Here is a 14,378-nt window from a genome sequence, read left to right on the forward strand (position 1 = left end):
CGCGTGCTGCTCAATGCCGTCGCGTTGCTGCTGACCGTACTGTATCCGCTGGCGATCTGGTTCGGTCACGGCCAGGTCGAGCCACGCTGGCTGGCGCTGCTGCTGTTGCTGGCTGCCGCCTGCCGCCTGCCCGCGCTGAAGCTGCAGCGCGCCGCGCGCTGGTCGGTGGCGGCCGCACTGCTGCTGGCCGCCATCGCCCTGTGGAGCAATCTGCTGCTGCCGCTGAAACTGTATCCGGTACTGGTCAACGTCGTCTTGCTGGCCACCTTCGGCTACAGCCTGTGGGCGCCGCCGTCGGTGGTGGAACGCCTGGCGCGCTTGCGCGAGAAGGATTTTCCACCCGCCGCCGTGCGCTATACGCGCCGCGTGACACAAGTCTGGTGCGGTTTTTTCATCGTCAATGGCGGCATCGCGCTGGGTACGGCACTGTGGGCCAGCGAAGCCGTCTGGTCGCTGTACACGGGCGTCATCGCCTATATCCTGATGGCCCTGTTATTTGGCGGCGAGTATCTCGTCCGCCTGCGTTTTAAGCGTTTGCACCATGCCTGAATCCTCGTTGCCGCAAGCTCCCGTGCCTGACGCACATCCGCCGATTTCCCCGCTGGCGCGCCTTGCGCTGTCCATGCATGGCCGCCCGCCGGCCATGCCCGTCGGCTGGCGCGATGGCGCGGTGCTCGATCATGCGCACTTTGCGGCGCGCATGTCCGCCTGGGCCGGCTTGCTGGAAGGCCAGGCAGGACGCCATTTCGCTTTGTACCTGGACGACAGCATCGAGTTTGGCGCCGCCTTGCTGGGCGCCTGGCAGGCGGGCAAGACCGTCTGGCTGACGGCCGATACGCTGCCGGCCAGCTGCGCTTCGCTGGCTGCGTCCGTCGATGGTTTCCTGGGGCAGTTCCCGGCTGCGCATGCGCCGCTGCCGCTGCCAGCGGACAGCTTGGCCGAGCGAGCGTGGACGCAGCTTGCCGACGATTTTCCGGCGCTGGTGGTGTACACCTCGGGCAGCACGGGCGCGGCGCAAGCGATCCCGAAAAAACTCTCGCAGCTGGCCAGCGAGGTGGCCACGCTGGAGCAGCTGTTTGGCGAACACGCCGATGGCGCGGCCGTCGTCGCCACCGTCTCGCACCAGCATATCTACGGCTTGCTGTTCAAGGTCTTGTGGCCGCTGGCCGCCGGGCGTGCCGTGCATGCGCACAGCGTGGACTACCCGGAACAGCTGGCCGCCTTGCTGGCGCGCGGTCCGTGCGTGCTGGCCGCCAGCCCCGCGCACCTGAAACGCCTGCCGCAACACATCGACTGGTCCGGCGCGCGGGCGCAGCTGCGCGCCGTGTTTTCCTCGGGCGGGCCGCTGGCCCTGGACAGTGCGCTGGCGGCGGGGCATTTGCTGGGCCACGTGCCGCGCGAAATCTATGGCAGCTCGGAGACCGGCGGCGTGGCCTGGCGCCAGCGCGTGCCAGAGCACCCTGACGACGAGAGCTGGCAGGGTTTTCCCCGCGTGAACTGGCGCCTGATGGACGACGGCGCGCTGGAAGTGCGTTCGGCGCACCTGGCCGACGATGGCTGGCTATGTCTGGCCGACCGCGCGCGCGTAACGGCACCAGGGCGCTTCCAGCTGCTGGGACGCAGCGACCGCATCGTGAAGATCGAAGAAAAACGCATTTCCCTCAATGCCATCGAAGCGGCATTGCTGGCCACGCCGCTGGTGCTGGATGCGCGCGTGCTGCTGTGCGATGCGCCGGCCGGCGAGCGCCAGAAGGTGGCCGCCTTTATCGTCTGCAGCGCCGCCGGCCGCGCGCTGCTCGACGCCGAAGGCAAGCTGGCCCTGAATCGCCAGCTGCAAACGGCGCTGGGCGGCCAGGTCGACGCCGTTGCCGTGCCGCGCCGCTGGCGCTACCTGGAACAACTGCCCATCAATGCGCAGGGCAAGACGACGCAGGCGCTGTTGCTGGCATTGCTCGAGAAACCCCGCTTGCCGCATGCGCGGCTGATCGAGCGTTCGGCCGAAGGCGAAACGCCACGGATGCTGTTCGAGCTGCACGTCCCGGCGAATCTGTTCTATTTCGACGGCCATTTCACGGGCGCCCCCTTGCTGCCCGGCGTGGTGCAAGTGGAGTGGGCGCTGCACTTCGCGCGCCAGCACCTGGACCTGCCCGCGCGGTTCCGCGCCATGCATGCGCTGAAATTCCAGCAGCCGGTCATGCCGGACCGGCCCGTGCGGCTGGCGCTCGAATACGACGCGCCCAAGGCCAGCCTGCAATTTCGTTATCTGTCGGACGCCGGCCAGCATGCCAGCGGCCGCATCCTGTTTCATCCGAATGCCGCTGCCGTTCCCGATGGCGGCGCCGATACACCCACTCCAGCAGCGAGCGCATGTTAGATAAAAAATTCTCACCCGAACGCCAGACCGCCTTTGCCGCCCGTTTCGAGGCGCAAAAAATCGCTTTCGGTCCCGTCGTCTTTCAATGCGTGCGCTATGCCTGGAAGCGCGGCATGCTGCAGGCCCTGGCCGACACGGGCCACAGCGGCCTGACGATTGCCGACATGGCCGCCAGCGGCCGCTGGACGGAGTATGCGCTGAAGGTGGCGCTCGAATCGTGCCTGTCTGCCGGCGTCGTCTCGCTGCGCGATGGCGCGTATGTGCTCGATAAAGTCGGTTTTTGCATGCTGACGGACAGCATCACCCAGGTCAACCTGGACTTCATGCATGACGTCTGCTACCAGGGCTTGTTCGACCTGGACCGCTCGCTCGACGCCGAGCAGCCGCTGGGACTGGCCGCGCTGGGCGACTGGCCCACCCTGTACCAGGGCCTGTCGGCCCTGTCGGAGCCGGCCAAGGGCAGCTGGTTCGCCTTCGATCACCATTATTCGGATACATCGTTCCCCGAGATATTCCCGGACGTCTTCGCCACGGCGCCGCGCCGCATCATGGACATCGGCGCCAATACGGGCAAGTTCGCCAGTGCGGCGCTGGCCTACCATGCGGGCGTGGAACTGCACCTGGTCGACCTGGAGCGCCAGCTGGCGGTGGCCGACCGGACTCTCACCGATGCCGGCGTGCGCGAGCGGGCCCATTTGCACGCCTGCGACCTGCTCGACGACGCGGCGCCGCTGCCGGCCGGCATGGACCTGATCTGGATGAGCCAATTTCTCAGCTGTTTCAGCGAGCCGGCCATCGCCAGCATCCTGCGCCGCGTGGCGCAGGCGCTGGGGCCGAACGGGCAAGTGCTGATCATGGATACCTTCTGGGACCGCCAGCAGTACGATATCGCCGCCTACTGCCTGATCAACACCTCGCCGTACTTCACGGCCATGGCCAGCGGTAACAGCAAGATTTACCAGAGCACCGACTATATCCGCCTGGCGCAAGCGGCCGGACTGGAATTGCTGACCACGCGCGACGGTATCGGCTATTGCCATTCGCTGCTGCGCTTTGGCCGCGCCGGAGCACACAGTGACTGAAGTGCGTTTTCAACCGTGCATCGTGATCCCCGTGTTCAATCATGAACACGCGATCGGCGCCGTGGTGCAGCGCCTGCTACCGCATGGCGTGCCGCTGATCCTCGTCGACGACGGCAGCGCCTCTGCCGGCGCACGCACCCTGGACGCGCTGGCCGCCGCGCATCCGTCGCGCGTGACCCTGCTGCGCCATGCGCACAACCAGGGCAAGGGTGGGGCGGTACTGACGGGCTGCCGCCACGCGCATGCGCACGGCTACAGCCATGCGTTGCAGATCGATGCGGACGGCCAGCATGAAACGGACGACGTGCCGCGCTTCCTGGCGCAGGCGCAAACCACGCCGGCGGCGGTGGTGATCGGCTATCCCGTGTACGACGCCTCGGTACCCAGGGCGCGCTACTACGGCCGTTATGCGACGCATATCTGGGTATGGATCAATACCCTGTCGCTGCAGATCCGCGACTCCATGTGCGGTTTCCGCGTCTATCCGCTGGCGCCCCTGGCGGCGCTGGCGCAGCGTGGTGTGCTGGGGCAGCGCATGAATTTCGACACCGATGTGCTGGTGCGCCTGTACTGGGATGGCTTGTCGATGGCGAATCTGCCCACGCGCGTCGGTTACCCCAGCGACGGCGTCTCGCACTTTGAACTGTGGCGCGACAATGTGCTCATTTCGCGCATGCACGCGCGTCTGTTTTTCGGCATGCTGTGGCGCGCACCGCGCCTGCTGGCCCGCCACTGGCGCGCGCGATGACGGCAGCACCGCAGCAGCCGCGCGGACACTGGTCCGGCTTCAATGAAGTCAGCTTCGTGGCCGGCATGCGCCTGCTGTTCTGGATCTGCCGCGTCTTTGGCCGCTGGCCTTTCCGCATCGTGCTGTACCCGGTGCTGGCCTGGTACGTGCTGACCAAGCCGCGTGCGCGCCGCGTGTCGCGCAGCTACCTGCGCCGCGTCGCGGCCAGCGGCGGCCCGGCAAACCTGGGCGTGCTGCGGCACTTTGCCACGTTTGCCGAAACCATCCTCGACAAGATGCTGCTATGGGGCGGCTTGTACGACACGCGCAGCGTGAGCCTGCATGGCGTCGATGGCGACGATGGCGTCAACCGCTGCCTGGACGAGGGGCGCGGCGCCTTGCTGATCTGCGCCCACCTGGGCAACCTGGATTTGTGCCGCGTGCTCTCGCAGCGCAATACGCGCTTGAAGCTGACGGTGCTCGTGCACACGCGCCATGCGCAAGCGTTCAACCGCATGCTCGAGACGCTCAATCCGGACAGCCAGCTCAATCTGATGCAGGTAACGGAAATCACGCCTGCCACGGCCATGCTGCTGGCGGAAAAGGTGGCGCAAGGCGAGTTCGTGGTGATCGCCGGCGACCGCGTTCCCGTCTCGCCGCAGCCGCGCGTGGCGGTGGCGCCTTTCCTGGGTCAGCCGGCCGCTTTCCCGATCGGCCCGTATGTGCTGGCCAGCGTGCTGCAATGCCCCGTGTATCTGCTGTTTTCCATGCGCATCGGCCAGCGCTCCGAAATACATTTCGAACTGTTCCGCGAGTCGCTGCACCTGCCGCGCAAGGCACGCGAGGCGATGCTGGCCGAACTGGCGGCCGCCTATGCGGCGCGCCTGCAACACCACTGCCTGCGCGCGCCGCTCGAATGGTTCAACTTCTACGATTTTTGGCAACTCCCCGATACTTCAAGACTGGATACTCCCGATGCAACTCGCTGACCTGAAAAACACCCGGCGCGCCGTCCGCTTCGACCGCGAGCGCCTGCGGATCGAAGACATTACCGATATCGCGCATGGCCGGGCCAGCGCCGAACTGTCCAGCGACCCCGTCTTTCTGGCGGCGATCGCGCGCGGCGCCGATTTCCTCGACCGTCTGCTGCGCGAGGACGGCACCATCTATGGCGTGACCACGGGCTACGGCGATTCGTGCACGGTGACCGTGCCGCCGGAGCTGGTGGCCGAACTGCCGCACCACCTGTACACCTATCACGGCTGCGGCCTGGGCGAATTCTTCACGCCGGCGCAGACGCGCGCCATCATGGCCACGCGCCTGGCGTCGCTCTCCAAGGGGTTTTCCGGCGTCAGCGTGGAGCTGCTGGCGCAGATCGCGCGCCTGCTCGATGCGGGCCTGCTGCCGCTGATCCCGTCGGAAGGCTCGGTCGGCGCCAGCGGCGACCTGACGCCGCTGTCCTACCTGGCGGCCGTATTGTGCGGCGAGCGCGAAGTGTGGCGCGACGGCGTGCAGGTGCCGGCGCAGCAGGCGCTGCGCGAAGCGGGCATCACGCCGCTGCGCCTGCGTCCGAAGGAAGGCCTGGCGATCATGAACGGCACAGCCGTCATGACGGCGCTGGCCTGCCTGGCGTATGAGCGCGCCGAATACCTGACGCGCCTGACGACGCGCATCACGGCCATGGCCTCGTTTGCCCTCGACGGTAACGCGCACCACTTCGATGAAACCCTGTTCTCCGTCAAGCCCCATCCCGGCATGCAGCAAGTGGCGGCCTGGCTGCGCGCCGATCTGCCCACCGATTCCTGGGAGCGCAACGGCAAGCGGCTGCAGGACCGCTACTCGATCCGCTGCGCGCCGCACGTGATCGGCGTGCTGGCCGACGCCTTGCCTTGGCTGCGTTCGTCGATCGAGAATGAACTCAATAGCGCCAACGACAATCCGATCATCGACGCCGAAGGCGAGCGCGTGCTGCATGGCGGCCATTTCTACGGCGGCCATATCGCCTTCGCCATGGACAGCATGAAGAATACGGTGGCCAACCTGGCCGACCTGCTGGACCGCCAGATGGCCTTGCTGGTCGACAGCCGCTACAACCAGGGCTTGCCGGCCAACCTGTCGGGCGCCACGGGCCCGCGCGCGGCCATCAACCACGGCCTGAAGGCATTGCAGATCAGCGCCTCCGCCTGGACGGCCGAAGCGCTGAAGCTGACCATGCCGGCCTCCGTGTTTTCGCGCTCGACAGAGTGCCACAACCAGGACAAGGTCAGCATGGGCACCATCGCCGCGCGCGACTGCCTGCGCGTGCTGGAACTGTGCGAGCAGGTGGCTGCGGCCCTGCTGATTACCGTGCGCCAGGGCGTCTGGCTGCGCTGCAAGGTCAATCCCGACGTGCCACCGCAAGCGGCGCTGGCGGCGATGATGGAAGCGCTGGCCGCCGATATCGCACCCGTCGAGGAAGACCGCCGGCTCGACCCGGAACTGCGCGTGCTGCTCGAACGCATGCGCGCCCAGGCATGGCCACTGTACGGAGCCGGGAATGACTGAGACGCATAAAGTGCGCGGCAAGAAGGCCACGCCCAGCCGCTGGCATGCCGAAGTGGAGATGCAGGTGCAGTTCTTCGACCTCGACCCGATGGAGATCGTCTGGCACGGCCGCTACGTGAAATACCTCGAAGTGGTGCGCTGCGCGCTGCTCGACAGCATCGGCTACAACTACGTCGACATGAAGGCTTCCGGCTATGCCTGGCCCGTGATCGACATGCACTTGCGCTATGTGGCGCCAGCCACCTTTGGCCAGCGCCTGACTTTGCGCGCCGACCTCGTGGAGTGGGAAGACCGCTTGAAGATCGAGTACCTGGTCAGCGACAGCGCGACGGGCAAGCGCCTGAACCGCGCCAGCACGACGCAGGTGGCCGTCGATATCGCCAGCGGCGAGATGTGCTTTGCCTCGCCGCCCATCTTGTTTGAAAAATTGGGATTGAAGGCCGTATGAAAAAACAATTCAAAATCCTGCTGGCGGGCCTGTGCCTGCTGGCGATGGCGCCGCTGCACGCGGCCGCGCCGGTAGCGAAGATCGAGGCCATGCTGGCCAAGCCGCAGCAGCTGTGCGGCCGCTTCGACCAGAGCAAGCAGCTGGCCGGCATGAAAAAGGCGCTGGCGTCGAATGGCCGCTTTTGCGTGGTGGCCGGAAAAGGCGTGCTGTGGCGCACCTTGCAGCCGTTTCCGAATACCCTGCGCCTGACGCGCGACGAGATCGTGCATTTTCAGGGCGAGCGCGTGGCCATGCGCCTCGACGCGAAGACGGAACCGGTGGTCAAGATGATCAACAGCGTGCTGTTTTCGCTGCTGGCCGGCGACCTGGCGCAACTCGATACGCTGTTTGAAGTGGACGGCAGCATCGATGGCGGCACCTGGCAGGTGGCGCTGAAGGCGCGCCAGCCAGCGCTGGCCAAGGCCATCGGCAGCATCCGCCTCGATGGCGGCGCCTTCGTGAAAAACATCAGCATCAGCGAAGCGAGCGGCGACCGCACGAGCATCGTGTTCTCGGCGATTGAAACGGGACCGTCCGCCATCACGGCGCAAGAGGCGGCCCTGTTTTGAACGCATTGACGAAGCGCGGCCGCAACGCCGGGCGCCTGCTGGCCATCGCCTGGGCGCTGGTGGTGGCGCTGCTGCTCGCGCATAACGCCTATCTGTGGCTGGGCAAGCGCATCGCGCCCGAAACCGACATTCTTGCCTTGCTGCCGGTGCAGGAGCGCGACCCGGTGCTGCAGGCGTCATTTACGCACATGGTCGACGCGGCGCAGCAGCGCGTGGCGGTGCTGGTCGGCGCGGCCGAATGGAACGATGCGAAGCGCGCGGCCGACGCCTACGGCGCCGTGCTGGCGCGCCATGCTGGCCTGTTCCAGTCCACGCCGCTCGACGAGCAGACGCAGAACGACTGGCTGGCGCTGTTCCAGCAGCATCGCTTGACCTTGCTGACGGCGCCGCAGGAAATGCAGCTGCGCCAGGAAACGCCCGCGTTCTGGCGCGATTCGGCGTTGAGTCAGCTGTATAGCCCATTCGGCGGGCCGAAACTGGGCGCCTGGCAGGACGATCCCTTTGGCCTGTTTGGCGGCTGGGTGCAGGAACGTGCCCAGGAAACGCCCGTGCGTCCGCGCGACGGCCATCTGTTCGTCGCCGACGCCGAGCGCCAGTATGTGCTGCTGCCGCTGACCTTGAGCCTGCCCGCCTTTTCGCTGGGCGCGCAGGAAAGCGCGCTGCCCGTGCTGGCGCAAGCCGAGGCGGCGGCGCGGCAGGCCGTGCCCGGCGTGGACATCATCAGCGCCGGCGTGATCCTGCATGCGGCGGCCGCCAGCAGCCAGGCGGCGGGCGAAATGTCGACCATCGGCCTGGGCTCCCTGGCCGGCATCATCTTGCTGACGTGGTTCACCTTCCGCTCGTTCAAGCCGATCTCGCTGATCCTGCTGTCGATCGGCATCGGCTGCCTCGGTTCCCTGTCCGTGTGCTGGCTGCTGTTTGGCAAAATACACTTGATGACATTGGTCTTTGGCGCCAGCCTGATCGGCGTGGCGCAAGACTACGGCATTTATTTCCTGTGCAACCGCCTGGGCGCCGATCCGGCGCTCGATTCGCGCGCCTTGCTGCGCCGTCTGCTGCCGGGCCTGTGCCTGACCCTGCTCGCCGCCGTCATCGGCTACATGGGCCTGGCGCTGACGCCATTCCCCGGCCTGCGCCACATGGCCGTGTTTTCCGCCCTGGGCCTGGTGTTTGCCTGGCTGACGGTGGTGTTCTGGTTCCCCGCGCTGATCGGTGGCGGCACCTTGAAGAGCGGCGCGCTGGTCAAGCAGTATGGCGCGGCGCGCGCGCGCTGGCCGCTGTTGCGGGCCAACCGCGCCACCCTGGTTGGCGGCGTGCTGTTTGCCCTGTTTGCGCTCATCGGCATCAGCCGCCTGGGTGTCAACGACGATATCCGCTTGCTGCAAACGCCACCCGCGCACCTGATACGCGACCAGATCAAATTGAGCAAATTGCTCGATGGACCTACGCCGGTGCAGTTCTACCTGGTGCGCGGCGATAGCGCGGAAGCCGTGCTGCAGCGCGAGGAAGCGTTGAAACAGCGGCTGCTGCCGCTGATCGCGCAACAGCACATCAGCGGTGTCCAGGCCATGTCGAACTGGGTGCCGTCGCTGCAGACGCAGGCGGCGCGCCGGGCCTTGCTCGACACGGCCATCCTGCAGCCGGGCGCCGCGCTAGACCTGCTGGCGCAGTCCGTCGACGAAGGCCCGGAATGGGCCGGCAAGGTGCGCGCGCAACTGGCGCAAGCGGGGGCGCCGCTGTCGATCGACGCCTTCCTGAAGGTGCCGGCCAGCGAGCCGTGGCGCCATCTGTGGCTGGGCAAGGTCGAAGGCGGCTATGCCTCCATCGTCGCCTTGCGCGGCATGCAGTATGCGGCCATTCCCCTGCTGGCGAAGGCGGGCGAGGGCATGCCCGGCGTGCAGTGGGTCGACAAGGTCAGTGAAATATCCTCGGTGCTGGGCCGCTACCGCGTCTACATGGGCGCCGTGGTGCTGGGCGCCTACCTGGTGGTCTTCGGCTTGCTGCTGCCCCGTTACGGGCGCCGCACCTGGCGTGTGCTGGCGCCCACGGCGCTGGCCAGCGTGGCGGCCCTGGCCTTGCTCGGCTATTTGAACTTGCCGCTGCAGCTGTTCCACGTGCTGGCGCTGATGCTGCTGCTGGGCGTCGGCGTCGACTACGGCATCTTCATGCAGGAGCATCCCGACCGCCGCAACGATACGCCATGGCTGGCCGTGGGCCTGTCGGCGGCCAATACCATTTTGTCTTTCGGCTTGCTGGCGCTGAGCAAGACGGCCGCATTGCAGGCGTTTGGCCTGACCATGCTGATCGGCACGGCCCTGGTGTGGCTGCTGTCGCCGTGCTTTGCCGAAGCCGACCACCGTAGCGCGGCCGATGCCGCAGGAGAGTTCTGATGTTTTTGCACTGTCAACGATGGGCGCCCGCATTGCTGCTGGCGCTGGCCGGCTGCGCCAGCACGCCGCCTTCGGCACCCGCACGCCTGGGCCTGAAACTGGCGCCGCAGGCGCTGGGCGCCACGGTCAGCGTGCAGCAGCACCTGGTCGTCGAACGGGCCGGGCGCATCGACGAACTCGATGCGGCGCTGGAAGTGGAGCCGTCGCATCTCGACCTGGTGGGACTGGCGTTCGGCCAGCGCGTGCTGTCGCTGCATTACGACGGCAAGGAGATGACGTCATGGCGCCACCTGATGCTGCCGGCGCAGGTACGCGCCGAGGACGTGCTGGAAGACATGCAGCTGACCCTGTGGCCGCGCGAAGCGATTGCGCAAGCGCTGCCGGCAGGCTGGCGCATCGAGGACAGCGGCTTGCGCCGCACCCTGTTCCTGCATGACGAGGCGGTGACGGTGATCGACTACAGCGGCATGCCGCGCTGGAGCGGCACGGTCGTACTCGACAACCTGCGCTACCGCTATCGCCTGACGATACAGAACGCCCCGGAAGGAAGTTGAATGACTGGCCTGACTGTGTACCTGAACGACTGCGGCATCGTCTGCGCGCTGGGCGCGGACCGCGAAGCAGTGCGCGCGCGCCTGTTTGCCGCGCACAGCGGCGTGATGCCCGTCGATACCTACACGCCGGGGCGCATGCTGCCGCTGGGCGTGGTCGATGCGGCCTTGCCATCGGTGGCGCAGCACGGCATCGCCGCGCGCAGCCGCAACAACCGGATGGCGCTGGCGGCGCTGGCGCAGATCCGTCCCGCCGTGGAACAGGCCATCGCCCGCTACGGCGCGGACCGCGTGGCCGTGGTGATCGGCACCAGCACGTCGGGCATCGCCGAGACGGAAGGCGCGATCGGCCAGCATGTGGCGGGCGACGGCTTGCCGAAAGCCTTTCATTATGGGCAGCAGGAGATGGCGTCGCCGGCATTGATGCTGGCCGAGGAACTGGGCATCGACGGCCCGGCCCTCGTGCATTCGAGCGCCTGTTCGTCGAGCGCCAAGGCCATGGCCAGCGCGGCGCGCCTGATCCGCATGGGCCTGTGTGACGCCGTGCTGACGGGCGGTGTCGATACCCTGTGCGGCTTTACCGTGGCCGGATTTTCCGCGCTGGCGTCCGTCAGTGCGCGGCGCTGCAATCCGCTGGGCGCTAACCGCGACGGCATCAATATCGGCGAGGGTGCGGCCCTGTTCCTGATGACGGCGCAAGCGGCCAGCGTGGCCTTGCGCGGCTGGGGTGAATCGTCCGATGGCCACCACATGTCGGCGCCCGATCCCGCAGGCGGCGGCGCGCGGCTGGCCATTGCCCAGGCACTGGCGCGCGCGGGCATCGCGGCGTCGCAAGTCGACTACGTGAACCTGCACGGTACGGCCACGCCGCAGAACGATGCGATGGAAGCGCGCGTGGTGTCCGACCTGTTCGGCGCCACGGCGATGGTCAGCTCCACCAAGCCGTTGACAGGCCATGCGCTGGGCGCGGCGGCCGCCATCGAGGCGGCGCTGTGCTGGCTGGCGATGCAGGACGATAACGCCGAGGGCTTGCTGCCGCCGCACCTGTGGGATGGCGTGCCTGATGAATCCCTGCCGCCGCTGCGCTTGGCCTTGCCCGGTGCGCGCCTGGGGCGTCCGCTCGACTGGGCGCTGAGCAATTCGTTTGCCTTCGGCGGCTCGAACGCCGCCCTGCTGTTCGGGAGGGGAGCATGAGTTTTCCCCCTATCCGCGAACTGGTGCCCCATTCCGGCGCCATGGTGCTGCTCGACCGGGTGTTGTCGGCCGATGCGGAAAACCTGTGCGCCGAAGTCGCCATCCATGCCGGCAGCGTGTTTTATGACGCGCCGTCGGCAGGGGTGGGCAGCTGGGTCGGCATCGAATACATGGCGCAGGCGATCGCCGCGCACGCGGGCTACCTGGCGCGGCTGGCCGGCGCGCCCGTGAAGATCGGTTTTTTGCTGGGGGCGCGGCGCTACGAAGCGCAGCTGCCCCTGTTTGTCGGTGGCAGCGTGCTGCAGGTGCATGTGCAGCAGGCCTTGCAGGGCGAGAATGGACTGGGCGCGTTCGAGTGCCGTATCGAGATGGCGGGCGCCGTGCTGGCGCAAGCGACGATTACGGTATTCCAGCCCGAGGATGCAAAGCAATTTCTGCAGGAGAGTATGAATGGAGCGCAGCATGAGTAAAAGTGTATTGGTGACGGGGTCGTCGCGCGGCATCGGCAAGGCCATCGCCTTGCGGCTGGCGCGCGACGGTTTTGACGTGGTGCTGCATTGCCGCAGCGCGCGCGGCGAAGCCGACGCGGTGGCGCAGCAGGTGCAGGCCATGGGACGCGCGGCGCGCGTGCTGCAATTCGATATCGGCGACCGTGCCGCGGCAGCTGCCGCGCTGGAAGCGGACATCGCTGAACATGGCTGCTATTACGGCGTCGTGTGCAACGCCGGCGTGGCGCGCGATAATGCGTTTCCCGCCATGTCGGGCGAGGACTGGGACATCGTCCTGCAGACCAACCTCGATGGTTTCTACAATGTGCTCAATCCGCTGGTGATGCCGATGGTACAGCGCCGCAAACCGGGGCGCATCGTCACCATGGCGTCCGTTTCGGGCCTGATCGGCAACCGGGGGCAAGTCAATTACAGCGCCGCCAAGGCCGGCATCATCGGCGCGACCAAGGCGCTGGCGCTGGAACTGGCCAAGCGTGCCATCACGGTCAACTGTGTGGCGCCGGGCCTGATCGAGACGGACATGATCAGCGAGGTGCCGCTCGACGAAGCGCTGAAGATGATCCCCGCGCGCAGAGTCGGCACGCCGGAAGAAGTGGCCGCCGCCGTCAGTTTCCTCGTCGGCGAGGAAGCGGGCTATATCACGCGCCAGGTCATTTCCGTGAATGGAGGCATGGCATGAGCCGCCGCGTAGTCGTGACCGGCATGGCCGGCATCAGCCCGATCGGCAATGACTGGCCGGCCATCCGCCAGCGCCTGGGCGAGTACCGCAACGCCGTCGTGCGCATGGACGAATGGGCCGATTACGAAGGCTTGAATACGCAACTGGGCGCGCCGGCCGCGCCGTTCGCGCTGACGGACCGCTATAACCGCAAGGCCGTGCGCAGCATGGGACGCATCGCGCTGATGGCCACGCGCGCCAGCGAACTGGCGCTGGAACACGCGGGCCTGGCCGGGCACCCCGTGGTCAAGAGCGGGCAGATGGGCATTTCCTTCGGTTCGTCCGCCGGCACGCCCAGCGCCATCGGCGACTTTGGCCGCATGATGGAAGAGCGCACCACCAAGGGCATCAACGCCACTACCTACATCAAGATGATGGCGCACACGGCGCCCGTCAACATCGGCGTATTCTTCGGCGTCACGGGCAGGGTGATTACCACCTCGAGCGCCTGCACCTCGGGCAGCCAGGGCATCGGCTATGCCTACGAGGCGATCGCCGGTGGCAAGCAGCTGGCGATGATCGCCGGCGGCGCCGAGGAGCTGTGCGCCACCGAGGCGGCCGTCTTCGACACCCTGTTCGCCACGAGCACGCGCAACGACGATGGCCACACGACGCCGCGCCCGTTCGACGCCAGTCGCGATGGCCTCGTCATCGGCGAAGGCGCCGGTTGCCTGATCCTCGAAGAATTCGACCATGCGCAGGCGCGCGGCGCCACCATCCATGCTGAACTGGTGGGCTTCGGCACGAACAGCGACGGCTGCCACGTGACCCAGCCGAACGCCGCCACCATGCGCCAGGCGATGCTGCTGGCGCTGGCCGACGCGGGACTGCAGCCATCCGATATCGGCTACATCAATGCGCATGGCACGGGCACGCAGCAGGGCGATATCGCCGAGTCGCAAGCGACGTTCGAAGTGTTTGGCGACCGCACGCCTATCAGTTCGCTGAAAAGCTACATGGGCCATACCCTGGGTGCCTGCGGCGCGCTGGAAGCGTGGATCAGCATCGAGATGATGCGCGAAGGCTGGTTTGCGCCCACCATCAATCTGCAGCAGGTCGACCCGCAATGCGCACCGCTCGACTACATCGCCGACGAAGGCCGGGCCATCGAATGCGAGTACGTGATGTCGAATAATTTTGCCTTTGGCGGCATCAACACGTCGCTGATCTTCAAGCGTTACCGGCCGTGAAGTTAGCTTGCGCTGGCGCAAGCGGCAAGTGTGGTTCCCTTTG

14 protein-coding genes are annotated in these 14,378 nt (G+C 66.9%); all 14 read left to right on the top strand.

The genetic code is table 11. From position 1 onward, the window contains the following. Window positions 1-3: 3 nt before the first annotated feature. Genes JAB6_RS24405 through JAB6_RS24470 form a run of 14 tightly spaced genes read left to right on the top strand, consistent with a single transcriptional unit; the run spans window position 4 to window position 14,335 of the window. A complete protein-coding gene (locus JAB6_RS24405) occupies window positions 4-549 on the top strand; it encodes a hypothetical protein (protein WP_070305203.1) in 546 nt (181 codons plus the stop codon). Further along, the gene (locus tag JAB6_RS24410; RefSeq protein ID WP_070305205.1) at window positions 542-2,374 is read left to right on the top strand and encodes an AMP-binding protein; all 1,833 of its coding nucleotides are present in this window, start codon (window positions 542-544) and stop codon (window positions 2,372-2,374) included. Before JAB6_RS24405 ends, JAB6_RS24410 begins: the two co-directional genes overlap by 8 nt. Beyond that, window positions 2,368-3,456: a class I SAM-dependent methyltransferase gene (locus JAB6_RS24415; RefSeq protein WP_070305207.1), complete on the top strand. Its 1,089-nt coding sequence runs from the start codon at window positions 2,368-2,370 to the stop codon at window positions 3,454-3,456. Before JAB6_RS24410 ends, JAB6_RS24415 begins: the two co-directional genes overlap by 7 nt. After that, window positions 3,449-4,204: a glycosyltransferase family 2 protein gene (locus JAB6_RS24420; protein ID WP_235194198.1), complete on the top strand. Its 756-nt coding sequence runs from the start codon at window positions 3,449-3,451 to the stop codon at window positions 4,202-4,204. Before JAB6_RS24415 ends, JAB6_RS24420 begins: the two co-directional genes overlap by 8 nt. Further along, a complete protein-coding gene (locus tag JAB6_RS24425; RefSeq protein ID WP_070305263.1) occupies window positions 4,201-5,172 on the top strand; it encodes an acyltransferase in 972 nt (323 codons plus the stop codon). Before JAB6_RS24420 ends, JAB6_RS24425 begins: the two co-directional genes overlap by 4 nt. Beyond that, window positions 5,159-6,727, top strand: a complete 1,569-nt coding sequence (gene hutH, locus JAB6_RS24430; protein ID WP_070305209.1) for a histidine ammonia-lyase — start codon at window positions 5,159-5,161, stop codon at window positions 6,725-6,727. Before JAB6_RS24425 ends, hutH begins: the two co-directional genes overlap by 14 nt. Next, a complete protein-coding gene (locus JAB6_RS24435; protein ID WP_034750379.1) occupies window positions 6,720-7,175 on the top strand; it encodes a thioesterase family protein in 456 nt (151 codons plus the stop codon). Before hutH ends, JAB6_RS24435 begins: the two co-directional genes overlap by 8 nt. Then, window positions 7,172-7,783 (top strand): outer membrane lipoprotein carrier protein LolA, encoded by a 612-nt coding sequence (locus JAB6_RS24440; protein ID WP_034750377.1) that lies wholly within the window; start codon window positions 7,172-7,174, stop codon window positions 7,781-7,783. Before JAB6_RS24435 ends, JAB6_RS24440 begins: the two co-directional genes overlap by 4 nt. Before the next feature lie 5 nt (window positions 7,784-7,788). Beyond that, window positions 7,789-10,173 carry an MMPL family transporter gene (locus JAB6_RS24445; RefSeq protein WP_070305210.1) on the top strand — a complete coding sequence of 795 codons (2,385 nt, stop codon included), beginning with the start codon at window positions 7,789-7,791 and terminating at the stop codon, window positions 10,171-10,173. Further along, window positions 10,173-10,727, top strand: a complete 555-nt coding sequence (locus JAB6_RS24450) for a DUF3261 domain-containing protein (protein ID WP_070305212.1) — start codon at window positions 10,173-10,175, stop codon at window positions 10,725-10,727. The genes JAB6_RS24445 and JAB6_RS24450 overlap by 1 nt, the downstream gene beginning before the upstream one ends. Further along, window positions 10,728-11,918 (top strand): beta-ketoacyl-ACP synthase, encoded by a 1,191-nt coding sequence (locus JAB6_RS24455; RefSeq protein WP_175444611.1) that lies wholly within the window; start codon window positions 10,728-10,730, stop codon window positions 11,916-11,918. It begins immediately after the preceding gene. Beyond that, window positions 11,915-12,388 (top strand): hotdog family protein, encoded by a 474-nt coding sequence (locus JAB6_RS24460; RefSeq protein WP_070305265.1) that lies wholly within the window; start codon window positions 11,915-11,917, stop codon window positions 12,386-12,388. The genes JAB6_RS24455 and JAB6_RS24460 overlap by 4 nt, the downstream gene beginning before the upstream one ends. Further along, a complete protein-coding gene (gene fabG / locus JAB6_RS24465; RefSeq protein ID WP_034750364.1) occupies window positions 12,369-13,106 on the top strand; it encodes a 3-oxoacyl-ACP reductase FabG in 738 nt (245 codons plus the stop codon). Before JAB6_RS24460 ends, fabG begins: the two co-directional genes overlap by 20 nt. Continuing rightward, a complete protein-coding gene (locus tag JAB6_RS24470; RefSeq protein WP_070305214.1) occupies window positions 13,103-14,335 on the top strand; it encodes a beta-ketoacyl-ACP synthase in 1,233 nt (410 codons plus the stop codon). The genes fabG and JAB6_RS24470 overlap by 4 nt, the downstream gene beginning before the upstream one ends. Window positions 14,336-14,378: the final 43 nt, after the last annotated feature.

The organism is Janthinobacterium sp. HH104, assembly GCF_001758715.1.
GTDB classification, from domain to species: domain Bacteria; phylum Pseudomonadota; class Gammaproteobacteria; order Burkholderiales; family Burkholderiaceae_D; genus Janthinobacterium; species Janthinobacterium aestuarii.

Bases quoted from the DNA above. Each gene is read 5' to 3' on its own strand.
- JAB6_RS24440 (WP_034750377.1), top strand. From the start codon at position 7,172: ATGAAAAAACAATTCAAAATCCTGCTGGCGGGCCTGTGCCTGCTGGCG.
- JAB6_RS24455 (WP_175444611.1), top strand. From the start codon at position 10,728: ATGACTGGCCTGACTGTGTACCTGAACGACTGCGGCATCGTCTGCGCG.
- JAB6_RS24425 (WP_070305263.1), top strand. From the start codon at position 4,201: ATGACGGCAGCACCGCAGCAGCCGCGCGGACACTGGTCCGGCTTCAAT.
- JAB6_RS24470 (WP_070305214.1), top strand. From the start codon at position 13,103: ATGAGCCGCCGCGTAGTCGTGACCGGCATGGCCGGCATCAGCCCGATC.
- JAB6_RS24435 (WP_034750379.1), top strand. From the start codon at position 6,720: ATGACTGAGACGCATAAAGTGCGCGGCAAGAAGGCCACGCCCAGCCGC.
- JAB6_RS24450 (WP_070305212.1), top strand. From the start codon at position 10,173: ATGTTTTTGCACTGTCAACGATGGGCGCCCGCATTGCTGCTGGCGCTG.
- fabG (WP_034750364.1), top strand. From the start codon at position 12,369: ATGGAGCGCAGCATGAGTAAAAGTGTATTGGTGACGGGGTCGTCGCGC.
- JAB6_RS24410 (WP_070305205.1), top strand. From the start codon at position 542: ATGCCTGAATCCTCGTTGCCGCAAGCTCCCGTGCCTGACGCACATCCG.
- JAB6_RS24460 (WP_070305265.1), top strand. From the start codon at position 11,915: ATGAGTTTTCCCCCTATCCGCGAACTGGTGCCCCATTCCGGCGCCATG.
- JAB6_RS24415 (WP_070305207.1), top strand. From the start codon at position 2,368: ATGTTAGATAAAAAATTCTCACCCGAACGCCAGACCGCCTTTGCCGCC.
- hutH (WP_070305209.1), top strand. From the start codon at position 5,159: ATGCAACTCGCTGACCTGAAAAACACCCGGCGCGCCGTCCGCTTCGAC.